Annotated in this window: 25 protein-coding genes; 12 read left to right on the forward strand and 13 right to left on the reverse strand. The window is 71.8% G+C overall.

Features of this window, described 5'->3' with window-relative positions; all coding sequences use genetic code 11:
- Positions 1-3: 3 nt before the first annotated feature.
- On the reverse strand, positions 4-1128 hold the full coding sequence (locus OG509_RS16135) for a DUF3344 domain-containing protein (RefSeq protein WP_406183249.1): 1125 nt from the start codon (positions 1126-1128) through the stop codon (positions 4-6).
- A 189-nt stretch (positions 1129-1317) separates the two neighbouring features.
- Here OG509_RS16135 and OG509_RS16140 point away from each other — a divergent pair, with 189 nt between their 5' ends.
- The 5 genes from OG509_RS16140 to OG509_RS16160 all read left to right on the forward strand — a co-directional run bounded on the left by OG509_RS16140 (position 1318) and on the right by OG509_RS16160 (position 4331).
- Positions 1318-1545, forward strand: coding sequence for a chaplin family protein (locus OG509_RS16140; RefSeq protein ID WP_406187597.1), 228 nt, complete (start codon positions 1318-1320; stop codon positions 1543-1545).
- A gap of 143 nt (positions 1546-1688) precedes the next feature.
- A complete protein-coding gene (locus OG509_RS16145; RefSeq protein ID WP_048474569.1) occupies positions 1689-2099 on the forward strand; it encodes a rodlin in 411 nt (136 codons plus the stop codon).
- A 244-nt stretch (positions 2100-2343) separates the two neighbouring features.
- Positions 2344-2577: a chaplin gene (locus OG509_RS16150; protein WP_406183250.1), complete on the forward strand. Its 234-nt coding sequence runs from the start codon at positions 2344-2346 to the stop codon at positions 2575-2577.
- 117 nt (positions 2578-2694) lie between these two features.
- Positions 2695-3816 (forward strand): chaplin, encoded by a 1122-nt coding sequence (locus OG509_RS16155; RefSeq protein WP_406183251.1) that lies wholly within the window; start codon positions 2695-2697, stop codon positions 3814-3816.
- Positions 3817-3983: 167 nt separating this feature from the next.
- Positions 3984-4331, forward strand: a complete 348-nt coding sequence (locus OG509_RS16160; RefSeq protein ID WP_406183252.1) for a hypothetical protein — start codon at positions 3984-3986, stop codon at positions 4329-4331.
- A gap of 121 nt (positions 4332-4452) precedes the next feature.
- Here OG509_RS16160 and OG509_RS16165 read toward each other — a convergent pair whose 3' ends face one another.
- Positions 4453-4692 (reverse strand): chaplin, encoded by a 240-nt coding sequence (locus OG509_RS16165; RefSeq protein ID WP_229338917.1) that lies wholly within the window; start codon positions 4690-4692, stop codon positions 4453-4455.
- Positions 4693-4859: 167 nt separating this feature from the next.
- Entirely contained in the window at positions 4860-5435 is a 576-nt protein-coding gene (locus OG509_RS16170) for a hypothetical protein (protein ID WP_406183253.1), read from the reverse strand.
- 280 nt (positions 5436-5715) lie between these two features.
- On the opposite strand from OG509_RS16170, the gene OG509_RS16175 reads away from it, so the two are divergent.
- Entirely contained in the window at positions 5716-6126 is a 411-nt protein-coding gene (locus OG509_RS16175; protein WP_406183254.1) for a rodlin, read from the forward strand.
- A gap of 114 nt (positions 6127-6240) precedes the next feature.
- Here OG509_RS16175 and OG509_RS16180 read toward each other — a convergent pair whose 3' ends face one another.
- A complete protein-coding gene (locus tag OG509_RS16180; protein WP_406183255.1) occupies positions 6241-6882 on the reverse strand; it encodes a vitamin K epoxide reductase family protein in 642 nt (213 codons plus the stop codon).
- 192 nt (positions 6883-7074) lie between these two features.
- Between OG509_RS16180 and OG509_RS16185 the strand changes: the two genes are divergently transcribed.
- Positions 7075-7857 (forward strand): DUF6227 family protein, encoded by a 783-nt coding sequence (locus tag OG509_RS16185; protein WP_406183256.1) that lies wholly within the window; start codon positions 7075-7077, stop codon positions 7855-7857.
- A 4-nt stretch (positions 7858-7861) separates the two neighbouring features.
- Here OG509_RS16185 and pfkB read toward each other — a convergent pair whose 3' ends face one another.
- The 3 genes from pfkB to OG509_RS16200 all read right to left on the reverse strand — a co-directional run bounded on the left by pfkB (position 7862) and on the right by OG509_RS16200 (position 11184).
- Positions 7862-8812, reverse strand: coding sequence for a 1-phosphofructokinase (gene pfkB / locus OG509_RS16190; RefSeq protein ID WP_406183257.1), 951 nt, complete (start codon positions 8810-8812; stop codon positions 7862-7864).
- Positions 8809-9567, reverse strand: a complete 759-nt coding sequence (locus OG509_RS16195; RefSeq protein ID WP_406183258.1) for a DeoR/GlpR family DNA-binding transcription regulator — start codon at positions 9565-9567, stop codon at positions 8809-8811. The genes pfkB and OG509_RS16195 overlap by 4 nt, the downstream gene beginning before the upstream one ends.
- 123 nt (positions 9568-9690) lie before the next feature.
- The gene (locus OG509_RS16200) at positions 9691-11184 is read right to left on the reverse strand and encodes an MFS transporter (protein WP_406183259.1); all 1494 of its coding nucleotides are present in this window, start codon (positions 11182-11184) and stop codon (positions 9691-9693) included.
- 64 nt (positions 11185-11248) lie between these two features.
- On the opposite strand from OG509_RS16200, the gene OG509_RS16205 reads away from it, so the two are divergent.
- The gene (locus OG509_RS16205) at positions 11249-12199 is read left to right on the forward strand and encodes a helix-turn-helix transcriptional regulator (protein ID WP_406183260.1); all 951 of its coding nucleotides are present in this window, start codon (positions 11249-11251) and stop codon (positions 12197-12199) included.
- Positions 12200-12304: 105 nt separating this feature from the next.
- On the opposite strand, the gene OG509_RS16210 is transcribed toward OG509_RS16205, so the two are convergent.
- Positions 12305-13282 carry a sigma-70 family RNA polymerase sigma factor gene (locus OG509_RS16210; RefSeq protein ID WP_406183261.1) on the reverse strand — a complete coding sequence of 326 codons (978 nt, stop codon included), beginning with the start codon at positions 13280-13282 and terminating at the stop codon, positions 12305-12307.
- A 461-nt stretch (positions 13283-13743) separates the two neighbouring features.
- Here OG509_RS16210 and OG509_RS16215 point away from each other — a divergent pair, with 461 nt between their 5' ends.
- Positions 13744-14388 (forward strand): Uma2 family endonuclease, encoded by a 645-nt coding sequence (locus OG509_RS16215; RefSeq protein WP_406183262.1) that lies wholly within the window; start codon positions 13744-13746, stop codon positions 14386-14388.
- Between the two features lie 85 nt (positions 14389-14473).
- Here OG509_RS16215 and OG509_RS16220 read toward each other — a convergent pair whose 3' ends face one another.
- Positions 14474-16012 carry an MFS transporter gene (locus OG509_RS16220; protein WP_406183263.1) on the reverse strand — a complete coding sequence of 513 codons (1539 nt, stop codon included), beginning with the start codon at positions 16010-16012 and terminating at the stop codon, positions 14474-14476.
- A gap of 92 nt (positions 16013-16104) precedes the next feature.
- Complete coding sequence (locus tag OG509_RS16225) at positions 16105-16848, reverse strand: TetR/AcrR family transcriptional regulator (RefSeq protein WP_406183264.1); 744 nt, start codon at positions 16846-16848, stop codon at positions 16105-16107.
- A gap of 244 nt (positions 16849-17092) precedes the next feature.
- On the opposite strand from OG509_RS16225, the gene OG509_RS16230 reads away from it, so the two are divergent.
- Together OG509_RS16230 and OG509_RS16235 are read left to right on the forward strand one after the other, a co-directional pair.
- Positions 17093-18370: a M6 family metalloprotease domain-containing protein gene (locus OG509_RS16230; protein ID WP_406183265.1), complete on the forward strand. Its 1278-nt coding sequence runs from the start codon at positions 17093-17095 to the stop codon at positions 18368-18370.
- Between the two features lie 78 nt (positions 18371-18448).
- The gene (locus OG509_RS16235) at positions 18449-18931 is read left to right on the forward strand and encodes a RidA family protein (RefSeq protein WP_385582588.1); all 483 of its coding nucleotides are present in this window, start codon (positions 18449-18451) and stop codon (positions 18929-18931) included.
- A gap of 9 nt (positions 18932-18940) precedes the next feature.
- Here the strand turns inward: OG509_RS16235 and OG509_RS16240 are convergent, their stop codons facing one another.
- Together OG509_RS16240 and OG509_RS16245 are read right to left on the reverse strand one after the other, a co-directional pair.
- Positions 18941-19813, reverse strand: coding sequence for an FAD binding domain-containing protein (locus tag OG509_RS16240; RefSeq protein ID WP_406183266.1), 873 nt, complete (start codon positions 19811-19813; stop codon positions 18941-18943).
- A gap of 39 nt (positions 19814-19852) precedes the next feature.
- The gene (locus OG509_RS16245) at positions 19853-20287 is read right to left on the reverse strand and encodes a hypothetical protein (RefSeq protein WP_406183267.1); all 435 of its coding nucleotides are present in this window, start codon (positions 20285-20287) and stop codon (positions 19853-19855) included.
- A gap of 12 nt (positions 20288-20299) precedes the next feature.
- On the opposite strand from OG509_RS16245, the gene OG509_RS16250 reads away from it, so the two are divergent.
- A complete protein-coding gene (locus tag OG509_RS16250; protein ID WP_406183268.1) occupies positions 20300-21901 on the forward strand; it encodes a hypothetical protein in 1602 nt (533 codons plus the stop codon).
- Here the strand turns inward: OG509_RS16250 and OG509_RS16255 are convergent.
- Positions 21830-23899, reverse strand: coding sequence for a tetratricopeptide repeat protein (locus OG509_RS16255; RefSeq protein WP_406183269.1), 2070 nt, complete (start codon positions 23897-23899; stop codon positions 21830-21832). The genes OG509_RS16250 and OG509_RS16255 overlap by 72 nt on opposite strands.
- Between the last annotated feature and the right edge of the window lie 58 nt (positions 23900-23957).

The following is a 23957-nucleotide window of genomic DNA, read 5'->3' on the forward strand; positions in this document are numbered from 1 at the left end:
CGTTCAGCGGCGGGCGTCTGTCTGAACGAAGAGCACGCCGAGGAATTGACCCTGGCTTTCGCCCGTGAACCTGAAGCTCAGGCTGTGGGCGCCACCGGACAGGGCGGGACTCAGGTCGAACACGTCCGCGTCATATCCGAGATTATTCATATGTTCGGGCTGTCGCACGAACGAGGGATCCCCGAATTCCGTGATCGTGGAATTCATGACATCATTAAAAGGATTTTCAGCATCGCTGATGTTGACCCGGCGGCCACTGTCGGACGTCACGGTGAGTGAGTCACCGAGGGTCCCGCGGTCCCCGTCGTACGCGACCACGCCGGCCTTCCCGGCCGACCCCGCCGCCACGTCCAGCCCGGCGATCTCGACCGTGTCCCCGGCCCCCGCGCCGGCGCCCGCGGCGATCGACTCGAAGCCGTCCCACAGCGAGATCCGGCGCACCGGCTCCTGCGGGTGCTCGTACGCCACGACCAGCGTCCAGCCGCCCCAGGCACCCACCTCGGAGTGGCCCATCGCGATGTTCAGCTGGGCCACCGTCCACATCCCGGCGCCGCCCTTGCGGACCAGCGGGGTCACGTCGGCCGAGGCCTGGTAGGCATCGCTGCCCGCGTCCGTCCGGTGGCCGATCACCGTGTCGGCGAGGACCTCCTTGTAGGCCCCGCCCGGCTCGGCGAGCAGCACCCGACCGTTGTCCTCCGGCGGCTTCTGCTCGCCCACCCGCAGGTTCCCGCCCCAGTACAGGCGGGCGTACGAGACCTTCGCGCCCTGCGGGACCTTGAGGTCGGCCCGGGTGGAGTTGTAGGTGTCCGGGTCCTTGTCGACCTCGCTGTAGAACATGTCGAAATCGCTGTTGACCCCCGCCGCGCCCCGCTTCACCTCGGCGCACGGCTCGACGTCCGGCGTCTCCTCCCGGAGGCAGGCGATGGAGGAGTTGGAGGCGCGGACCAGTCCGCCGCGCTGCACGGCCTGGTAACGCTGAGCGAAGGGGATCTTGGCCATTTCCCGTGCGGCCGGAGTGGCTGGGCCCGGTGGTGCGGCCGCGGCCTCGGACGCCGCGGGGACGTTCACCGAAAGTACGAGGCAGGACAGCAGACCGAGCACGCCGAGGATTCTGCGGGACGAACCCATGACCCTGTCTCCATTTTCGATCAAGGGGACAAAACAGGAGTGAACTTTGTCAGAAATCGAGCCGGAAATCACGCCGGACTCGCTCGTACGGCCTTTTGGGCGATAACACGCACCCTCGCAGGCGGCGGGTCGTTATGCGGTGCACCATCGTTCGACCCGAAAGGAAAAACGGAGATGAACAAGAGGCTGATGCGCGCCACCACCCTGGCGGTCGCCGGCGCCGCGGCGCTGATGGGCGGCGCGGGCCTCGCCTCCGCGGACTCGGCGGCGGCGGGCATCGCGGCAGGGTCCCCCGGCGTGGCGAGCGGCAACCTGGTCCAGGTCCCGGTCAACGTCCCCGTGAACGTCTGCGCCCTCACGGTCAACGTGGTCGGCGCGCTGAACCCGGCGTTCGGCAACGCCTGCGTCAACGCCTGACCATCCGTCCGACTGTCAGCCCAAACGTCAATCGGATCGCTCGAAACCCAGGCATCCGGGTGAAGCCACGCAACCCGAACGCGGGCCCGGCCGTTGAGCCGGGTGCTCCACTACCGGGCATTCCAGCAAAAATAGGGACGACAATGATCAAGAAGATGATGGCCACTGCGGCTGCCGCAGCCTCGGTCGTGGGCATCGGTGCGGCCATGGCTCCGCAGGCGATGGCGATCGGCAACGACAACGGCATCAACACCGTCAACGGCAACGGCGCCTCGCAGATCTACGGCAATCAGGCCACCTACGGCAACATGAGCCCCCAGATGGCGCTCATCCAGGGCTCGTTCAACAAGCCCTGCATCGCGCTGCCGGCCAAGGTCAACGCCCAGTCGATCCTCGCGCTCGTCAACGTCGGCGTCCAGGACATCCCGATCCTGTCCAACCCGATGAACCAGCAGTGCACCGAGAACTCCACCCAGGCCAAGGGCGACGAGCCGCTCTCGCACATCCTGGACAACATCCCGGTCCTGTCGGGCAACGCCTCCGCCGGCAGCTGACAGCAGCCCGCGCAAGCGAGGCCGCCGCACCCTCCGGGTCGCGGCGGCCTCGCCGCTTGTCCACACGGCTCGGCTGCACGGCTCGGCTGCACCGCGAATAACGCGTAAATCCTCCGAGAATTCCGGGCGGCGTACGCGTGGGTGAATTGCGGAGCCGCCTGCGAAAATCTCCGGTTTCTTTTCCCGGACCCACTCGTTGTTATTTCTGCAGTGGACACGCCCCTGCGGGAAGGATCGAAAACAAATGACGTACAAGAAGGCAGTGGTGCTGGCCGCCGGCGTTCTCATGGCCGCCGGTGCCGCCTCGCCCGCCATGGCCGACTCGGTCGCCGATGGCCAGGCCATCGGCTCCCCCGGCGTGCTCTCCGGCAACCTGGTCCAGGTTCCCGTGCACGTCCCGGTCAACGTCTGCGGCAACACCGTCAACGTGGTCGGCCTGCTGAACCCCGCGTTCGGCAACACCTGCGTCAACGCCTGACGAAGCGCCTGCCCGCCAGGGCAAACCTCCTCGGGGTGGCCTCGGAGTGCACGGCGGTGCACTCCGAGGCCACCTTCGATTCAGCACCGGCGGGAGCCGGTAGACAGGGAAGGACCCATGCGACAGGTACTGAGCCGACAGGTACTGGGCAAGGGGGTGCTCACGGCGGCGGCCGCCTCGAGCCTGCTGTCGATCGTGACCGGCGCGGCCTACGCGCACCCGGGGGCGATGGCCGAGGCCTCGCATTCACCGGGCGTGCTGTCCGGCAACAGCGTCTCGGTACCGATCACCCTCTCGCCGAACGTGTGCGGCAACAGCGTGGACGGCGGTGCGGCGCTCAACCCCGCGATGGGGAACACCTGCGCCACCACGACCGGCTCCGACACCCACCACGCGGGCCAGGACTACGAGCGCTACGTCAGCCCCGAACACGCCGAGGCCTTCGAACGCTACCTCGAAGAGCACCAGGGCGGCCGGCACGCGCTGCCGGAGCAGCGCCGCGAGGAGCCCCGCCACGAGGAGGCCCGCCGCCATGTTCCCAGGCACGCGGCCCCCCGGCACGAGGAGTCGCGGCACGAGGGCGGGTACGGAGGCCCGGACGAGGAGGAGTGCGACGACCATCCGCACGCCCTCCCGGCCCCGGCGCCGGTGGCCCACCACGCTCCCCCGGCGCCCCAGCGGCCGCAGCCGCGGCCCCACCCGGCCCCGAAGCCCATCCCCCACCCGGCCCCGAAGCCCCCGGTCCACGAGGTACCCGCGCCGCCGCAGCCGGCGCCGGCCCCGGCGCCCCTGCCGGCCCCGGTCCACGAGGCGCCCGTACCGCTCCCCGCGCCGGCTCCGGGGCCCGCCCCGGTCGAGGAGGCGCCCCGGCCGCTCCCGGCCCCGGCGCCGGTCGCCGAGGAGGCCCCCGTACCGGCGCCGCCGCACGGCAGCCAGTTCGTGGAGCACCCGGCTCCCGCACCCGCGCCGGCGCCCGAGGCCGTCCGTCCCGCCGACCAGCCGCCGGCCGCCCCCGCCGGTGACACCCCGATCCACCTGGCGCCGGCGCCCGCACCGGCACCCGTCCCGGTGACGCCGGCCGCTCCGGCGCCCGTACCCGCTCCGACGCCCGCCCCCGCGCAGGTGTCGGCGCCGGAGCTCGCCGAGACCGGCGCGGGTCAGCCGGGTGCGGCGGCGGCCCTCGCCTCGGCGCTGATCCTGGGCGGCGCCATTCTGTACCGGAGGTCCCGGGCCGCCTGACGGGCAATACCGGTAATCGGAAGAAATATCGGCCGGAGAATCCCTCGTCGGATTCTCCGGCCGTTGCCGTACGCGTTTCCGGAGCGGCGGGGAATCGTTACGCAGGGCGAAAGCGGCGCGACGGTCGCCGCCGACGCCTCTGTCCACGAAAGAAGAGGATTTCGATAATGAAGCTCACGAAGGTCGCCGCGGTCATCGCCGGCTCCGTTGCCGCGCTCGGTGCCTCCGCCCCCGCCTTCGCGGCCGCCGCGCCGGCCGCGATGCCCCCCATGAGCCTGACGAGTGGGGCCACCGAAACCGTCAACTCGCTCGCCCCGGTCACCGAGTCGCTCCCGCAGACCCTGAGCAACGGGGTGGCCGAACAGGGCGAGACCGTCACCCAGGTCGTGGACACCGCGCAGCGCGTCAACAAGGTCCGCAACGATGCGCCGGGCGAGGTGCTCAAGGTGGCGGACGGGGCCACGCAGGCGTCCCCGCTCCTCGGCGGCGTGAAGCTCAACGGCGGGGCCCGCTGAGCCGGTCGGGTCCCCCGCCCCCGGCGGGATCCGCGGGATTTGCGGGAACCGTGGGAACGAAAAAACCGTGGGCGCCACCGGCGAGGCCGGTGGCGCCCACGGTCAGGTGCGCCGACTGACGTCAGTCGTTGACGCAGACGTTGCCGAACGCGGGGTTCAGCAGGGCGATCACGTTGACGGTGTTGCCGCAGACGTTGACCGGAACGTGAACCGGGACCTGGACCAGGTTGCCCGAGAGGACACCGGGGGAGCCCACGGCCGCGCCCTCGGCCGACGAGTCGGCCATGGCGGAGCCGGCGGCACCAGCCGCAGCGAGACCGGCGGAGGCCAGGACCAGGGCGGCCTTCTTGGCAGAGTTCATGGGAAGTGCACCTTCTGTTCGATGTTCTGCCCCGACGCGGGGCTCACACCGAGCGAAACGGTCCAGCCTCCCGGACGACACGGCCCCGCGCGCAATCAGACCTGTTCAGCTCAATAGTCGTAACCACGCACGGTTTTCGGGCCGTCATCTGCTATTAGGCCCGCCCGCTACGGGAGGCCGGGGACCTCCGGCACGATCTCCACCGGCGTCAGGACCGGGTTGGCCGGCAGTACCGGTGCCGGCTTGACCACTACCGGCTTTGCCGGGACGGCGGGCGCCGCGGGCGCCACCGGCACCGCCGGAACGGGAAGCGCCGGCTTGGAGACCGGGGTGGCCGGCTTGGAGACGGGGATCTCGGGGATCTCGGGGATCTCCGGAATCCCGGGAATCTCCGGGATCTCGGGGACGGAGGGGATCGGCAGTGCCGGGATGTCCGGGATCGCCGGAAGACTCGGCAGGGTCGGCAGCTTGATCGGCGGGAGCGTCACCCCGGGCAGGAGGGTCTGGAGGGACTTGAGGAGTCCGTCCAGGGTCGCGTTGAGCCCCGCGAGGAGGTCGTCCAGCGGGCCGGCAGCCGCCGCGCGGCGGTCGATCTGCTGCTGGGCGGCCGCGATTCGTTTCGTGACGGCGGCGGCCGTGTCACCGTCCGCGGCGCCCGCGGGGGCGGCCGCGCCGGAGAGTATGACGACGGCGAGGGCCGACGGGACGAGGACGCGGATGCGTGACGGCTTCGTGGGGTGCATGGCGGTTCCTTACGGTGGTCGCACAGAGGCGGACCCGAGCGATCCGCTTCCTCACCCACCGTGCGAACACCTCCTACGGAGCGCAACCGGAACGGAGCGGCCCGGCCGTCCCTGGGCGCTTCGTACGGGCTTCGCGCACGCGTCCGCAGAAGACTCACCCGGGGCGGGGAAATCCTCGGACCGAACGGGCCGTTTGAGTGAAGCAGCGGAACCAACCGCCGGGAAGGCAGTTGACCAGGGCGCTCCACTAGCGGGCACTCGTGCGACAAAAGGACCAATGATGCTCAAGAAGATCATGACTGCTGCCGCGGTCACCGCCGCTGCCGTCGGCGCGGGCGCTGCTGTTGCGGCCCCGGCCATGGCCATCGGCAACGACAACGGGATCAACACCGTCAACGGGAACGGTGCCTCGCAGATCTACGGCAACCAGAAGACCGCCGGTGACATGAGCCCGCAGCTCGGCCTGGTCCAGGGCACCCTCAACAAGCCCTGCATCGGCCTGCCGGTCAAGGTCAACGCGCAGTCGATCCTCGCGGCCCTCAACGTCGGCGTCCAGGACATCAATGTCCTGTCCAACCCGATGAACCAGCAGTGCACCGAGAACTCCACCCAGGCCAAGGGCGACGAGTCGCTCTCCCACATCCTGGACAACATCCCGGTCCTGTCGGGCAACGGCTCCATCGGCAGCTGATCTCCGCTCCCCTGCTCTTCCGCGGTCCGGGCCCCTTGCGCCCGTGGAGCGATGTGACGAGGGCCCCGGCAGCCTCCAGCTGCCGGGGCCCTCGGGCGTGCCGGGCGGCCACGGTCACCCGGTCCAGAACTCCCACCACCGCGTGAGGATCAGCATCCCGATCACGCCGATGTGCAGGGCGGGCGGGGCCCAGCCGAACTCGGTGAAGAAGGTCCGTACGGGGCCGGGCGCGGGCAGCGCACCCGTACGGATGTTGTACGCGGTGACCGCCCAGAACATCAGCAGGGTGGCCGCCCAGGTCAGACAGCACCACAGGCAGAGCGCGTTGATCTCGTACAGGGACTGGACCATCAGCCAGGTGCAGAAGCCGACGCCGAAGAGCATCCCGGCATTCAGTCCCAGCCAGAACCAGCCGCGGTAGCGGGCGCCGGCCAGCAGGCCCGCGCCGACGCACACGACGGCCCCGAACGCGACCAGCCCCAGCAGGGGGTTGGGGAAGCCGAAGGCCGCCGCCTGGTCGCTCTTCATGACGCTGCCGCAGGAGACCACGGGGTTCAGACTGCAGGCGGGCTTGAAGTCCGGGTCCTCCAGCAGGAGGAACTTGTCGAGGGTGATCACCCAGGAGGCCAGCACCCCGGCGGCCCCGGTGAGCGCCAGCAGCCAGGCCAACGCCCGCGGGCCGGCCTCCGGTTCGCCCTCGTGTCTGCTGTGGGGCAGCCCCTGCTGGCGGGGAAGGCCCACTGTTTTCGTTGCCATACGGGCCATGTTCCCGCGCTCCGGCACAGACCCGGCCGAACCATGCTCATCCCGGGACAAGTTGACCTGAAGGGGTGGCGGGAACCCCGGATGCTTCCCGGACGTTTTACCGAACCCCGGACGTGATGTCAGAGCCAGGGGCTACGTTGAGCTTCCGCGAAGTCACAAGCTGCGACGGCCTGGAGACCCACCTTGAGCGATCCGTACGAGACAACCGAGGCGCACCTCGAGCGACTCCTGGGCCGCGCCCTCAACTCTTTCGACCTGCCGGACCGGTTGGTCGAGCGCCTCGGCTCGGCGCTCGCCCACAGCTCCTCGCTGTACGCCACCCACCACAGCCCGGCGGCGGGACTGTGGCGGGAGACCCACCGGCACACGTACCTGCTGTCCGACGGCGGTTCGGCGTCGCTGTGGGAGCTGGTGTACCGGCTGGTGGGCGACCGGACGATCCGGCACGAGGTCTTCATGAGCAAGGCGGAGGCCTGCCTGGCCGTGGCCCGACTGTTCGGCGAGGCCCCGGCGGAGGCGGCCTTCGACCCGGCGCTGGATCCGGCGCTCGCCGCCGCCGAGGAGGAGCCGGACACCGATGTGGTGGGGCTGAGCGCGCTGTTCGCGACGACCACGCCGGCGCAGCGGCACCGGGAGTACGCGGTGGAGGAGTCCGCCGACCACGCCCGCCGGGTGCTGCGGCGGGCGGAGAACCCGGACCGTCCCGGCGAGGGGACGGCGCTGCTGCTGAGGTCGGCGTACGCGCACCAGATCACCCAGGCGTTCGGCACCCGGCCGTTCACGGCGGACGGGCGGGGAGCCGGATTCAACCTGTACGAGCACTCGTTCGTACTGCTGGACGGGAGCGAGCTCAGCCTGTGGGAGGTCGAGCACACGGCGACTCCGGACGGGAGACACATGTGCGAGGTGTACGAGAGCGAGGCGGCCGCCCGCGGGGCGATGGAGCTGCGCGCGCGGGTGAGATGACGGCCTAGGGGACGGCGGGAGCGGAGAGACGGAGGTCGGGGGACGGGTTCCCGGTGATGCGGACCGCCTCGGGGCGCAGGTCCGCGGGCGTCGGCATGGCGCTGCCGGGGAGCTGGACCGCGGCCGCGCCGTGGGCCAGGGCCGAGGCGAGGGCCTTGGGGCCGGTCCCGCCCGCGATGAGGAAGCCGGCCAGGGAGGCGTCGCCCGCCCCGACGTCGCTGCGGACGACGGCCACGGGGGCCGTGCCGTGGAAGGTGCCCTCGGCGCTCACCAGGAGCTGGCCGTCCGCGCCGAGCGAGGCCAGCACCGCGGCCGCGCCCCGGGAGCGGAGCTCCTGGGCCGCCCGGGTGACCTCGCCGAGGGTGGCCAGCGGCCGGCCGACCGCTTGGGCGAGCTCCGAGGCGTTGGGCTTGACCAGGTCCGGGCGGGCCGGCAGGGCGGCGGTCAGCGCCGGGCCCGAGGTGTCCAGGGCGACCCGGGCGCCGGCCTCGCGGGCGCTGGCGACGAGCTCGGCGTACCAGTCGGGTGCCAGGCCGCGCGGGAGGCTGCCGCAGGCCGCGATCCAGTCGGGGTGGCCGGCGGCGGTACGGACGGTCTCCAGCAGGAGGGCCGATTCCTCCGCGGTGAGTTCGGGGCCGGGTGCGTTGATCTTGGTGAGGGTGCCGTCCGGTTCGACGAGCGCGATGTTGGAGCGGGTCTGGCCGGCGACCGTCACCGCCGTGACGTCCACGCCCTGTACGCCCAGCAGTTCGGCGATCAGTGCGCCCGGGGTGCCGCCGAGCGGGAGGACCGCCGTCGTGAGGACTCCCGCGGCGGCCACCGCGCGGGAGACGTTGACCCCCTTGCCCCCGGGGTCGACGCGGTCGCCGGTGGCGCGCAGCACCGCGCCGCGCTCCAGCGGGGGGACCTCGTACGTCCGGTCGAGGGAGGGGTTCGGGGTGACGGTGAGGATCATACGAGCACGACTTCCGTACCGGCGGCCTCGATGGCCGCCTGCTGGGCAGGGGCGAGCCCCTGGTCGGTGATCAGGAGGTCCACGTCCGTGAAGGAGCCGAAGCGCGCGAAGTGCTCATGGCCGGCCTTCGAGGAGTCTGCGAGCAGCACCACCCGGCGGGCGGCTGCCATCGCGGCCCGCTTGACGGCGGCTTCCGCGAGGTCGGGGGTGAAGAGGCCGTGCGCCGAGAAGCCGTTCGCGGCGAGGAAGGCGACGTCGGCGCGGATCTCCGCGTAGGCGCGCAGGGCCCAGGCGTCGACGGCGGCCCGGGTGCGGTGGCGGACGCGGCCGCCGACGAGGTGGAGGTCGATGCCTGCGTGGTCGGCGAGGCGGGAGGCTACGGGCAGCGCGTGGGTGACCACGGTGAGGGCGGAGTCGACGGGGACGGCGGCGGCGAGGCGGGCGACGGTGCTGCCCGCGTCGAGGACGATGCTCCCGCCCTCGGGGAGTTCGGCGAGTGCGGCGGCCGCGATGCGGTCCTTCTCGTCGGCTCGGGTGGCCTCGCGTTCGGTGAGGTCCGGTTCGAAGTCGAGGCGGCCGGCCGGGATGGCCCCGCCGTGCACGCGACGGACCAGGCCGGCTCGGTCCAGGGCGTTGAGGTCGCGGCGTACGGTCTCGGCGGTGACCTGGAAGCGGTCGGCGAGGGAGAGGACGTCGATGCGGCCCGCCTCCTGGGCGAGCCGGAGGATCTCCTGTTGGCGTTCCGGTGCGTACATGTGGATTCACGCCCGTTTCTGCGGATTACGCCCCACTGTACGACGCAAACAGCATGAACCAAAGCAAACGGGCATGCCCGCCAACAGAAGCGGACATGCCCGTCGGAAAGGTGCCGGAGCCGGCTAGCCGGCCGGGACCGCCTCGGGCGCGGCCGGGGCGTCCTGCTCGCCGCCCTCGCGCTGGTCCATCGGGATCTGCTTGCGCGGCAGCACGAACATCACCGCGAAGATCGCGACGAGCACCGCCACGACCCACCACAGCGCGCCGCGGAAGGCGTCGACGTACGGTGCGCCGAGGACCCTGTCGTCCTCGATCGACCCGAAGAAGACGACCGAGGTCAGGGCGAGGCCGAGCGCGTTGCCCATCTGGCCGGTGGTGTTGATCAGGCCGGAGGCCGAGCCGGCGTGCTCGCGCGGCACCTGGGACAGGATGGTGTCGTTCAGCGGGGCGACGATCAGACCCATGCCGATGCCCATGACGACCAGCGGGGCGGCCATCTGCCAGGAGCCGATCCCCATGCCGTAGCGCGAGGACTCCCAGATGTAGAGGAGCAGGCCCGCGGCCATGACCAGCGCGCCGGCCTGGAGCACCTTGCGGCCGAACCGCGGGACGAACTTCTCGACCGAGAGGCCGGCGGCGACGGAGACGGCGATGGAGAAGGGGATGCCGGTGCTGCCCGCGTGCAGGGGGGTCCAGCCGAGGCCCATCTGCATGTAGAGCGTCCACACCAGGAAGAAGATGCCGGTGGCCAGGCCGAAGGCCAGCTGGACCGCGATGCCGCCGGCGAAGCTCTTGACCCTGAAGAGGGAGAGCTCGACGAGCGGGGAGCCATCCTTCTTGATCTTGTACTTCTCGTACGCGATGAAGGCGGCGAAGACGAGCGGGGACGCGATCATGCAGACGAAGCCCCACAGCGGCCAGCCGTTCTCCCGGCCCTGGGTGAGCGGGAAGATCAGCAGGACCAGCGCGAGGGTGGCGAGCACGACGCCGACCAGGTCCAGGCGCAGCGCCTGGGGGGCCTTGGACTCGGAGATGAACTTGCGGCCCAGGATGACGGCCGCGATGCCGACGGGCAGGTTGATCAGGAAGATCGTGCGCCATTCGAGGCCGAAGAGGTTCCACTCGGTGAGCAGCGCGCCGAGCATCGGCCCCGAGACCGCGCCGAGGCCGACGATCGCTCCGAACATGCCGAAGACCTTGCCGCGCTCCTGGGGCGGGAAGGTGACGTGGATGATCGCCAGGACCTGCGGGACCATCATCGCCGCCATGCCGCCCTGGAGCAGGCGGGAGGCCACGAGCATGGCGGGGTCGGCCGCGATGCCGCAGAGCAGCGAGGCGGCGGTGAAGCCGGCGACGCCGACGAGGAAGAGGCGCCTGCGGCCGAAGATGTCACCGAGACGGCCGCCGGTGATCAGGCCGGCGGCGAAGGCGAGCGCGTAGCCGGCGGTGATCCACTGGATCGCGCTGGTCGAAGCGCCGAAGTCCTGGCGCATGCTGGGTATCGCGATGTTGACGATCGTGACGTCGACCAGGTCCATGAAGGACGCGGTCATCACGATGGCGAGCGCCAGCCAACGGCGGCGGTCGGCGGTCGGGCTGGGTGTCTCGGTGGTCATGGAGAGAAACTTAGACGGGATCTAGGTCAGATGGTGTCCTATTTCCCATGGCAATGTGGATCGTATGACCGACACCCCGGCACGGCTGCTGACCCTGCTCTCCCTGCTCCAGACCCCGCGCGAATGGCCCGGGAGCGAGCTGGCGGAGCGGCTGCGGGTGAGCCCGCGCACGATCCGGCGCGACATCGAGCGGCTGCGGGAGCTGGGGTACCCGGTGGAGGCCACGCTGGGCGCGGAGGGCGGGTACCGGCTGGTGGCGGGGGCCGCGATGCCTCCGCTGCTGCTGGACGACGAGGAGGCGGTGGCGATCGCGGTGGGGCTGCGGGCGGGCGCCGGGCACGCGATCGAGGGGGTCGAGGAGGCGTCCGTACGGGCCCTCGCGAAGCTGGAACAGGTCCTGCCGGGGCGGCTGCGGCGCCGGGTGGGCGCCCTGCAGTCGGCCACGATCGCGGTGACCCGCGGGGACGGGGCCAGCATCGATCCGCGCACGCTGACCACGATGGCGGCGGCCGTGGCGGGGCCGGAGCGGCTGCGCTTCGCGTACCGGGCACGGGACGGGGCGGACTCCCGGCGGCTGGTGGAGCCGTACCGGCTGGTGAGCACGGGGAGCCGGTGGTACCTGGTGGCGTACGACCTGGACCGGGGGGACTGGCGGACGTTCCGGGTGGACCGGGTGGCGGAGCCGTTCGCCACGGGCGCCCGGTTCACTCCGCGGGAGCTGCCGATGGACGCGGCGGAGTTCGTTCGGCGCGGGCTGCACGGCGGGGAGACGTACGCGGTGGACGTGTCGTTCGCGGCCGCGGCCGAGGTGCTGCCGGGGTGGCTGCGCCAGTACGCCGAGCCCGTGGACGGGGGCTGCCGGGTGCGGTTCTCCAGCGGGGATTCCCCGGAGTGGGTGGCGGCCCGGCTGGCGCTGACCGCACTCCCCTTCACGGTGCACACCCCGGACTTCCTGGCCGCCGCGGCCCGCGCGCTGGCGTCCCGGCTCACCGCGGCCGTGCCCCCGCAGGGGTGAGCGGGGTCGGGTAGGACACGAGGGAGCCCCCGGCGCCTGGGGGGGATAGGCACCGGGGGCTCGTTCAGGGGGCGGCCGCGCCGCGGGGCTCGGCCGCGGGCCGGATCAGGCCACCGCGTCGAAGCCCGTGTCGCGGGCCATCCGCTTCAGCTCCAGCAGGGCGTGCTTCTCGATCTGGCGGATGCGCTCGCGGGTCAGCCCGTGCTGCTTGCCGACCTCCGTCAGGGTCCGCTCGCGGCCGTCGTCGATGCCGTACCGCATCTTGATGATCGAGGCCGTGCGCTGGTCCAGCTTGCCCAGCAGGTCCTCCAGCTCCTCGCTGCGCAGGAGGGACAGGACGGACTGCTCCGGGGAGATCGCGGAGGTGTCCTCCAGGAGGTCGCCGAACTGCGTCTCGCCCTCGTCGTCCACGGACATGTTCAAACTGACCGGGTCGCGCGCCCAGTCCAGTACGTCACCCACGCGCTTCTCCGTCGAGTCCAACTCGGCGGCGATCTCGGCGTGCTCCGGGTCCCGGCCGTTCTCGCGGTTGAACTCGCGCTGGACGCGGCGGATCCGGCCGAGCTCCTCGACCAGGTGGACGGGGAGGCGGATGGTGCGGGACTGGTCGGCGATGGAGCGGGTGATGGCCTGGCGGATCCACCAGGTGGCGTACGTGGAGAACTTGAAGCCCTTGGCGTAGTCGAACTTCTCGACGGCGCGCACCAGGCCGGCGTTGCCCTCCTGGATCAGGTCGAGCAGGGGCAGGCCGCTGCGCGGGTAGCGGCGGGCGACGGCGACGACGAGGCGCAGGTTGGAGCGGATGAAGATCTCCTTGGCCCGCTCCCCTTCCGCTGCCAGCGCTTCCAGCTCCTCGCGCGCCGGGCTCTCGCCCTCGCGTTCCGTCTCGCCGTCGAGGATCTGCTGGGCGTACACGCCCGCCTCGATGATCTGCGAGAGCTCCACTTCCTTGGCCGCGTCGAGCAGTGGGGTGCGCGCGATCTCGTCCAGGTACATGCCCACCAGGTCGCGGTCGGCGATCTCCCCGCCCACAGCGCGGGCGCTGCCCCTGGACTGACGACGGGCGACGGCGCGGGTTGCCATGCGTGCTCCCTTGCAATGAGTTAGGTCGCGGTGCGGCTGCTGGAACGCGGCTCTGCGTCCCTGGACACTCTCCCGAGTGCCCGCTTCCGAAGGAAACAACGACTGGAATCGGGACAGAATTCCCACGCTGGTCCCTCTTTTTGGGGATCTTGCAGTATCCTGCTCCGCCACCGCGCTCACGTGACCGTCATCACACTCCGCGGTACGTGCCGTGACCTGCGCACTCCGCCCTTGAAGACGACCCTCGCCCCCTTCTGGTTGCCTGCCCCGGCCAGCGAATCGCTCGATACGCGACAAGTGACCCATCCAGCCCAAACCCGCACCCGCCCTCGCAGCCTCGCCTCACCCGTCCGAATGAGGGGTGGGCATATCCCTGCGGCATGGTCGGCCGCCTCCTGGCTTCGGAGGGTCGCTTGTGCCGCCCGGTCGGCGACGCCCAGACTGAGAGGAGGTGCTGCACCATGACCGCTCTCGCACACGAGACGCTGGAGGCCGTAATGCCGAAGGTCACGACGTCCCCGTCGGGCCTGGACGACGTCCTGTGGCAGGTATGGAAGGCCATGGAACTCCCCGAGGGCTACCACGCCGAGATCGTCGAGGGGTTCATCGAGGTGTCACCCACGGGTCGCTACTCACACGGCCGGATCGCGAACCGGCTTCGCCGCGCCTTGGACACGTTCCTGCCACGAGGCGAGTTCGCCGCGTACCAGGACATGAACGTCATCCACCACCGCAAGGCGTGGATCCCCGATCTGTTCATCTCCCTGGACGACGCAGAGGAACACGTGACCGAGGACGGCCTCGGGATCGATGCCACCGCGGTCCAGCTGATCGTCGAAGTCGTCTCCCCTGGGAGTGACAACATCACGCGCGACCGCACCCGCAAGCGGCGCGAGTACGCGCGCGCGGGGATCGCGGTCTACGTGCTCATCGACGACTACGACGCCGGCGGCACCGTCACCGTGCTGAGTGCGCCCGACCCCGAGAGCGCCGTCTACCAGGACGAGGTCAGGGCCTCCTACGGAACCGGGACCACCATCCCTTCAGGGCCCGCCAAGGGGTTCACCATCGGCGAGGACGTCACCGGGCCCGGCGGGACGGGCTGAACGCGGACAAAAAAGACCGACCCCGTGCCGTTCGCATGCGAACGGCACGGGGTCGTCAGTCATTCCCGGGGTTCCCCGAGCCGCGTCAGTGGGCGATCACCGGGATCTTCACGTCGGCGTCCGCACCCGCGCCGTCGCCGGAGGCGACCGGACCGCCGGCGCCCGGCCGGCCCGTGGTGATCAGCGTCAGGGCGATGGTCGAGCTGGCGACGAGGATGCCGACCGCCCACCAGATGGCGGAGGAGTAGCCCTCGACCATCGCCTGGGCCTGGATCAGCTTCGCCGCCGGGCCGCCCGCCGCGGCCTCGGCCGCGTGGTCGGTCAGGTACGCGGTGGTCGCCGAGGCGGCGATCGTGTTCAGCAGGGCGGTGCCGATGGCGCCGCCCACCTGCTGCGAGGTGTTGACCATGGCGGAGGCGACACCGGCGTCGGCCGGGTTCACCCCGTGCGTGGCCAGCGACATGGCCGGCATGAACGCCGTACCCATGCCCAGGCCCAGCAGCAGCTGCGCCGGCAGGATCAGCGCCGGGTACGAGGACCCGACCTCCAGCTGGGTCAGCAGCAGCATGCCGGTGGCGGCGAGCAGGAAGCCCGGGCCCATCAGCAGCCGGGGCGCGACCCGGGTCATCAGGCGGGCGCCGATCTGGGTGGAGCCCGTGATCATGCCCGCGATCATCGGCAGGAAGGCGAAGCCGGTCTTGACCGGCGAGAACCCCTTCACGACCTGGAGGTAGTACGTGAGGAAGAGGAACAGGCCGAACATCGCGATGACGGCCAGGCCGAGCGAGAGGTAGACACCGCCGCGGTTGCGCTCCAGCAGGACGCGCAACGGAAGCAGCGGGGACTTCACGCGGGACTCGACGAGCACGAAGGCGGCGAGCAGCACCGCCGAGGCGACGAACATCGTCACGGTGAGGGCGTCCGACCAGCCGGCCGACTCGGCGCGGGTGAAGCCGTAGACCAGCGCGACGAGGCCGGTGGTCGACAGGATCACGCCGGGGATGTCGAGCGGCGCGCGGTTGCGGCCGCCGACGGGCTCACGAATGATCATCCAGGCACCCACGGCCGCGATGATCGCGAACGGGATGTTGACGAAGAAGGTCCAGCGCCAGTTCAGGTACTCGGTGAGGAAGCCGCCGAGGATCAGGCCGACGGCGCCTCCGCCGCCCGCGATCGCACCGTAGATGCCGAAGGCCTTGGCCCGCTCCTTGGCGTCGGTGAACATGACGGCCAGCAGGGAGAGCGCGGCCGGGGCCAGCAGTGCGCCGAAGGCACCCTGGAGGGCGCGGGCGCCCAGCATCATCGCCTCGCCGTTGGCGGCGCCGCCGAGCGCGGAGGCCAGGGCGAAGCCGATGAGGCCGACGATGAAGGCGTTCTTGCGGCCCCACTTGTCGGCGATGCGGCCGCCGAAGAGCAGCAGTCCACCGAAGGCCAGCGCGTACGCGGTGATGACCCACTGCCGGTTGCCGTCGGAGATGCCGAGGTCGGTCTGGGCGGACGGGAGGGCGATGTTCACGATCGTCGCGTCGAGGACGACCATCAGCTGGGCCAGGGCTATGAAGACGAGTGCCTTCCAGCGACTGGGATCGGCAGCCAGCGGCGCGGGCGCGGCTGTTTTCGGCATGGGGGTACCCACTTACTGTGTGGAATGACTGAAACGTGATCTTTGAGACTGTTTAGACGGGTTTACGACGCTAGCGGGCGCGACCCGGGGCGTCACATGGTTTTCTGCCGCAGGTCTTCGAGCGTGGCCGCCTCGCCCGGAAGTTCGGAGCGGGCCGGCGCCCGCAACCCGTCCAGGAACAGCTGGAGATGACGGTGGACGAACCCGTCCACGTCCATGCAGGTGATGCCCGGCAGCGGCCGGCTGAGCTGGGAGAGGGCGATCATCAGGTCGCCGACGCCGATGTCCGTGCGGACCAGCCCGGCCCCCTGCCCCGCGGCCACCAGCTTCTCGACGGCTTCCGCCAAGGCCTCGCGGGCCGCGATGAGTTCGGGGTGCTCGTGGTCGAAGTCCCCTGCGAGCATGGGACACAGGGCGCCGATCCGCTCGTCCGCCGCGGCGTGCGTGAAGCGGCACAGCGCGGCGAAGGCGTCGGCCTCCTCGACGAGGGAGTCCTCGGCCTGGACGGTGACCCGGTCCATGACGAAGAGCACGACGTGGTGCACCAGGGCAGCACGGTCGGGGAAGTGCCGGTAGAGGGTCGCGTTGCCGACTCCCGCCCGGCGGGCGATCTCGTCGAACGGCGCCACCGCGCCCTGCTCCACGAGCACCTCGCGCGCCGCCACCAGGATCCGCTCGCGGTTGCGGACCGCGTCCGCGCGCGGCCGCGGGACCCGGGCGGGTGCCGTGGCCGACGGGTCCGCCCGGTCCACCTGGTCCGCGGACGGGTCCGCCGGCAGGTCCAATGCCGCCGCCGGGGCGGACAGGACCGCCGCCGGGGTGGTGGGGCGCTTCATGCGAGGCCTCCTGGCCTGGGTCTCGTACCCGCTCCCCAAACGGGGAGTCGGTCCCCGCTTTGCGGGACTCACGTACAAACGGGGATTGCGTCCCCGGTTATTTCACTCTCTTGTGTGACCTGGGCCACAGCACGGTTCCCGTTCGGACGTACTCGACGCGCGGGCGCGCCGCAGCCGACGGAGGGTGATCGCACAGAGCGCAGTCCGGGCCCGGCCGGCTGCCGCGGACCCGAAGGCGATCTCCATGCCGCAGACCCGCCACCGGATACGCACACCACGCCGCGCCGGCGCGTACATCGGCCTCACCGTGCTGGCCCTCGGTGTCACGGCCACTGCGAGCACCGGGATATCCAGCCGCAGCCACTCCGCGGCCGGGCCCGTGGCCACGAGCGCCGAGTCCGCTCTGGCGCCCTGCCGGATCACCGGCGCGATGGGCGTCCAGATGTCCGAGGGACTGCCGACCCCGCCCGGGTACTCCCGCTCGACCGGCGAGATCCGCGCGCTGAACCTGATGATCGACTTCCCGGACGCCAAGGGCGAGGGCACCGCGCTGGACCGCATGGCGGAGTTCTTCCCCCAGACCTCCGACTGGTTCCGCGCCAGCTCCTACGGCCGGCTCACGTACCGGGCCGAGGCGCCGATAAGGACCTGGCTGCGGATGCCGATGCCGTTCGCCGCGTACGGGATCGAACGCGGATCCGCGTACGAGCCGGGCTACCGGCAGCTCGTCGAGCACATCGCGAAGGCCGCCGACGCGGAGGTGGACTTCAGCCGCTACGACCTGGTCAACGTCCTGGTCACGCCGAACGCCGGACCGTCCGCCCTGGACACCGTGCTCTCGGTCACCTTCTCCGGCAACGCCGAGGCCCCGATGGCCGACGGCGTACCGCTCGCCAACACGTCCTTCGTCTACAGCCGCCAGGACGACGGCTCGGGCACCTACCGGGAGACCGGCTACCGGGTGCTCCCGCACGAGAACGGGCACGTCTTCGGGCTGCCCGACCTCTACACCACCGACGGCGGAGGCACGGTCGGGCACTGGGACATCATGAGCGAGGACTGGGGAGCCAACAACGACCTCCTGGGCTGGCACAAGTGGAAGCTGGGCTGGCTGGACAGCTCGCAGATCAGCTGCGCCGCGAAATCCGGCGTCAGCGACCACACCCTGACCCCGCTCGCCGTGGAGGGCGGCACGAAGCTGGCCTTCGTACCGCTGTCGGAGACCTCCGGGTACGCGGTGGAGGTGCGCACCCGGGCCGGGAACGACGAGGCCGTCTGCAAGCCCGGCGTACTGATCTACAAGGTGGACTCCCAGGTGGACACCGGGCGCGGGCCCGTCACCGTCTCCGACAGCGCGATCGGCAGCGGCGGCTGCACCCGGCGGCCCAACGTGCACGGGGAGCTGTCGGACGCGCCGTTCCGGCCGGGCGAGACCTTCACCGACGAGCAGGCCGGCGTCAGCATCTCGGTGGTGGGCGAGCTGCGCAACGGCAGCTTCCAGATCCGGATCACCCGCCCCTGAGACCGCCCGGCCCCGCACGACCGCCCATGGCCACACGACGACGAGCCGACCGAGCCGACGAGACCCAGGAGACACAGGATGACGACCGGCACCCCCGAAGAGCGGCTCGCCGCGGCCGGGTTCACCCTCCCGAAGACCCTCGCCCCGCTGGGCGCGTACGTGCCCGCCCTGGTCAACGGGCATTACGTGTACACCTCCGGCCAGCTCCCGATGGCCGACGGCGCGCTGCTGCTGACCGGGAAGGTCGGCGCCGAGGTCACCGAGGAGCAGGCCAAGGCGCTGGCCCGGCAGTGCGCGCTGAACGCGCTCGCCGCCATCGCCTCCGTGGCCGGTGACCTGTCCGCCGTCAAACGGGTGGTCAAGGTGGTCGGCTTCGTGGCCAGCGATCCGCGGTTCACCGGTCAGCCGGGCGTGGTCAACGGGGCCAGCGAGCTGTTCGGCACCGCTTTCGGCGACGCGGGCATCCACGTGCGGAGCGCGGTGGGCGTGGCGGTGCTGCCGCTGGACGCGCCGGTCGAGGTGGAGGTCGTCGTGGAGCTGCACACCCCGATGGGCGTCTGAGGCCTGCCGTTACGCGGTCCTGCCGCGGTACTCCTCCCAGGTCCACAGGAGCTGGCGGCGGGCCAGGACACCCACGGCGTACCGGCGGTACTTGGCGGTGCCGCGTACGTCGTCGATGGGGTTGCAGGCCGCGGCCGCGAGATCACCGAACTGCTTCGCGATCGACGGGGTGATGACCTTGCGGGACTCCCAGAACCCGCCCTCGTCCAGGGCCGCGGCCAGGAACTCCTCGGCCGTCTTCGCCCGGACCGGCGTGGGCGCCGCCGAGCCGATGCCCGTACGGACGCTCCGGGTCGCCGGGTGCAGGGCCAGGCCGAAGGCGCAGACGGCGATGACCATGGCGTTGCGCGTGCCGACCTTGGAGAACTGCTGGGGCCCGTCGGCGGTGGCCACGTGCACGGTCTTGATCAGCTCGTCCGGGGCGAGGGCGTTGCGCTTGACCCCGGTGTAGAAGGCGTCGATCGGGATCAGCCGGGAGCCCCGTACGGACTCCACCTCCACCTGCGCGCCGGCCGCGAGCAGCGCCGGGTGGGCGTCACCCGCCGGGGAGGCCGTACCGAGGTTGCCGCCGACGCTGCCGCGGTTGCGGATCTGCGGGGAGGCGACGGTGTGCGAGGCGAGGGCCAGGCCAGGGAGCGGGATCCGCAGGTGCTCCATGATCTGCGTGTACGGGACGGACGCGCCGAGCCGTACGACGTCCTCGCCGACCTCCCATTCCCGCAGCGGACCGATGCGGTTCAGGTCCATGAGGTACTCCGGCCGGCGGTGGTCGAAGTTGATCTCGACCATCACGTCGGTGCCGCCGGCGATGGGCACGGCGGTGGGGTGCTCGGCCTTGGCGGCGAGCGCCTCCTCCCAGCCGGCGGGGCGAAGGAATTCCATGGGTGTCCCATGGACCGGGGTGTTCGACCTCAAACCGAATCAGGCGGAATTCCCCCGGCCATCGGGCCGTCCGGAGACGTTGATGTTGAAATCCCGGCCGCCCTGGAAGACCTTGTCGTTGAAGGTGCCGCCGCTGATGCTGATCGAGATCGACGGGGCCTGCTCGGCATCCCGCCAGCCCGGGTTCACCTCGTCCAGCAGCTCCGTGAGCTCCCGTACGGCCCCCTGATCGGCCTCCAGGACCGTCCTCAGGCGCTCCCGCCAGCCCTCTTCGAGCTGCTCCACCGCCGCCTCGTCGCCGTCGGCGCGGGCCAGCAGCAGCTCGGCGCGCGAGGAGCGGAGCTCGGTGTCCGTACGCCCGAGGAGGCGGGCCAGTCGCCCGCCCAGGCTAGCCGTAGGCTGGCGGCGGCGGGAACGGATCGGGGAAGTGGGGGCAGGGTGCGGGTGGGGACGGAGCGGGGGCTCCCGGAGCACCGGTGGCTCACGGTGCCGGCCACGCGCACGGTCCTCGGCGTCATCCACAACGTCACCTCGGCGACGCGGCTGCTGGACGTGCTCACCGTCTTCGAGGGCGACCCGCGCGTGCGCGTGGTGTTCACCTGCACCGGGTCATCGCAGCTGGACGGCGGGGTCGCGGAATTCGCCGCCGCGCACGAGCTTTTCCTCATTCCCTGGGAAAGGGCACTGGCGGAGAAATTCGATCTGGCGGTGAGCACCAGTCGCGGTGGAGATCTGGAGGAGATCTCCGCACCACTCATAGGCGCCCCGCACGGGGCCGGATACAATAAAAAGCTCAGCAGGAATCCGGAATCCGAGGCCGTGTTCGGGCTGTCCGCCGAATGGCTGCTCCACGACGGGGAGGTCGTCCCGTCCGCCATCGTCCTCTCGCATGAGGAACAGCACGCCCGCCTGCTCCGCGACTGCCCCGAGGCCGCCCCGTACGCCCACGTCGCCGGCGACCCCTGCGCGGACCAGCTCGACGCCTCCGCGCCCTTCCGTACGGAATACCGCGAAGCCCTCGGAATCCGACCCGGGCAGAAACTCCTCCTGATCACCTCCACCTGGGGGCCGGATTCCGTCCTGGGTGCCGCCGCCGATTCCGTACGCCGGGCCCTCGCCGAATTGCCGTACGACGAATACCGCGTCCTGGCCGCCGTCCATCCCAATGCCTGGTACGGCCACGGCGGCTGGCAGATCCGGAATTGGCTGGAGCCCTGCCTGCGCGCCGGGCTCCTCCTGCCGCCGCCCGCCGGGGACACCTGGAAGGCGGCGATCTGCGCCGCGGACGCCTTCCTCGGCGACCACGGCTCCCTCTCGCTGTACGCTGCCGCCCGCGGGCTGCCGGGGCTGCTCGCCTCCTTCGGCGCGGACACCGTCGCCCCCGGCTCCCCCATGGCCTGGCTCGGCGAGCGGCTCCCCCGCCTGGATCCGGTCACCCCGCTGGCCGCCCAGCTGGACGGGGCCGTCGCCCTGCCGTCGGCGGCGGCCCGCATCACCTCGCGCCCCGGGCGCTCCCTGGCCCTGCTCCGCGCCCTCTGCTACCGCCATCTCGCCCTGCCCGAGCCGGAGTCCGCCTGCGTGCCGCGGCCCGTCGCGGTACCCGAACCCGGGCCGCCGCGCGCGCCGTTGGGTCCCGCGCTGTACGTCGACACCCGGGTCACCGGCCGGGAGGTGGCCGTACGCCGCTACCCGGCCGAGCTGCAACGCGGGGCCGCCGCCCACCTCGGCCCCGACGTGCACGCGGTGGCCGACGCCGCCGAGCCGGATCCCCGGCTGCGCCGCCTCGCCGACGTGCTGGTGGCGCGGGTCGGGACGGATCCGGCGGCGGTGCTCGCCCGGAACCCGGGATGCGCCCTGGTCGCCGGGCCCGGGGCGCGGCTGCTGCTGCGGGACGGGAGGCAGTTCGAGGTGCCGGGCGGGGTGGATCCGGCGCCGGCGGGGTCGGCGCTGCTGGCCCTCCTCGGCGAAGGACTCGACCCGGAGGCGGAGTTCACGCTCCGGGTCGGCGGCGCCGGCTCAGTCCTGCGCCTGCGCCGCGCCCCGGGCGAGGCGGATCCGGGCCTCCTCGGCCCGGATGCTGCGCAGTGACCCGTACAGCTCAAGCGCCTCCTGCCAGTCGGCCCGCGCGGCCGCCGGGTCGCCGAGGGCCGCGCGTACGTCTCCCCGTACGAGCACGGCGTCGGCCCGGTTGAGCGTGGGCGCGGCGAAGGCCTCCAGGGCGGCCGTGAGCGGTTCGACCGCCTCCTCGGGGCGCCCGGCCGCGAGGCGTGCCATGGCCTGGCGCAGCCGGGTCTTCGCCGCGTTCCCGGTGTCCGGCACGGTGAGCGCGAGGAAGCCGCGCAGGGCCTCGGCCAGGTGGGCGGCGGCCTGTTCGTGCCGGCCGGCCGCGCTCGCCGCGTTGCCCTGGTGGTACTCCAACAGGGCTCGGCCGCGCGGGTGTTCCAGGTCTCCGAGGGCCGCCAGGGCCTGCCCGTACAGTTCGGCGGCCGTCTGCGGATCGCCCTGCAGGGCCGCGATCCGGCCGAGCCCCTCCAGGGCGGAGGACTCGGTCCGGGCGTGCCCTCCGGCGCGGCGGGCGCTCTCGCGGGCCGCGTCGTAGTGCGTGCGGGCCTCTTCGAGGTCCTCGGCGGAGCCGCGGTCGGTGAGGGCGAAGGCCAGCTCGAAGTGCATCCGGGCGAGGAGGAGTCCGTCGCCGGTGCGGCCGGCGGCGTCGGCGGCGAGCCGGGCGATGCGGATCCACAGGGCGTGGTGGCCGCGGTCGAGGAACAGCCCGTGGACGGCCTCGGCGAGCAGGCAGAGCTGCACCGGTTCGATCCCGGGCAGTTCGGCGACGGCGAGGAGGTTGTTCCGGTCGGGCTCCAGCGCCTCCAGGGCCTCGCCCTTGTCGCGGAACACGCCGGTGAGCGGGCCGGGTTCGGCGAAGAGGGCGCCGGTCCGCCAGCGCCCGGAGATCCGCAGCTCGGCGGCGACCGCCCGGCGCAGGTACCAGTCGATGACGCGCGGCACGTCGGAGGGATCGGGGGCGGCCAGGATCTGGGCGTGGCCGTGGACGACCCCGTTCAGCCTGGAGCGCCGGGGCCCGGACCGCTCCAGCAGGCCGGCCGCGTACAGGGGGCCTCGTACGCCGGGCGCCAGCTCATCGAGGAGCGCGTCGGCGAACTCGGGACCGGGGTGGACCCCCAGGAGGCGGAATCCGCGCTGCACTTCGGGGTCGAGGGCCTCGTAGGCGAGGTCGAAGAGGCGGCGGGGCATTTCGAGCGCCTCCAGGATGTTCTCCCGTGCGACCCGGGCCGCCAGCCCCTCGACCCCGTCGAACGCCGGATCGGCGGCGCTGGCCGCGGCGATGCGGACGACGTACGGGAGCCCGGCCGAGGCCCGCAGCACCGTACGCAGCGCGTCCCCGGCCGGTACCGGTACGTCCTCCCCCGCGACGGTACGGAACAGCTCGGCGCACGCCTCCTCGTCCAGCTCGGGGACGACGAGCCGCACCGGCAGCCGCCCGCCGAAGGCGCCGAGCCGGAACCTGCTGGTCAGCACCACCATGCTGCCGGGATGGCCGGGCAGCAGCCGGTCCACGTCCACCTGGGCGGCGGAGAGGACCCCGTCTAGGACGACGAGCGAGGGCAGCTCGGCGGTCAGGCTGCGGAAGCGGGCGGCCAAAGTGTCCTCGGTGGCCGGGAGTTCGGCGCGGGGCGTGCCGAGCACCCCGATGAACGATTCGAGCACGGCGGCGGTGTCGGTGGGGGCGGCGAGCCCCCGGGGGCTCATGTCGGCGTAGAACACCCCGCCGGGGAAGGCATCCTTGTGCTGCTGGGCCCAGTGCAGGAGCAGCCCGGTCTTTCCTACGCCGACGGTGCCGTGCAGCAGTACGAGGAGCGGCGCGCCCTGGCCGTCCCGCCCGGCGAGGAGCCCGTCGAGCCGCTCCCGCAGGGCCTCGCGGTCGACGAACCCGTCGGGGCCGAAGGGCAGCATGCGGGGCACGGGCGGGGCCATGGGCCCATGGTGAACCACCTTGACGTCCCGGCCCATGAAGACGGGGCCGTTGAAGGTGCCGCCGGAGATGGTGCTGCTCACCGAGTCGTCCACGCTCGCAGTCTCCCAGCCCGCCCCACCCGGACGCCCCCCTTCCGCCGGATCATGGCCG

The organism is Streptomyces sp. NBC_01006 (genome assembly GCF_045162725.1).
Taxonomy (GTDB): Bacteria; Actinomycetota; Actinomycetes; order Streptomycetales; family Streptomycetaceae; genus Streptomyces.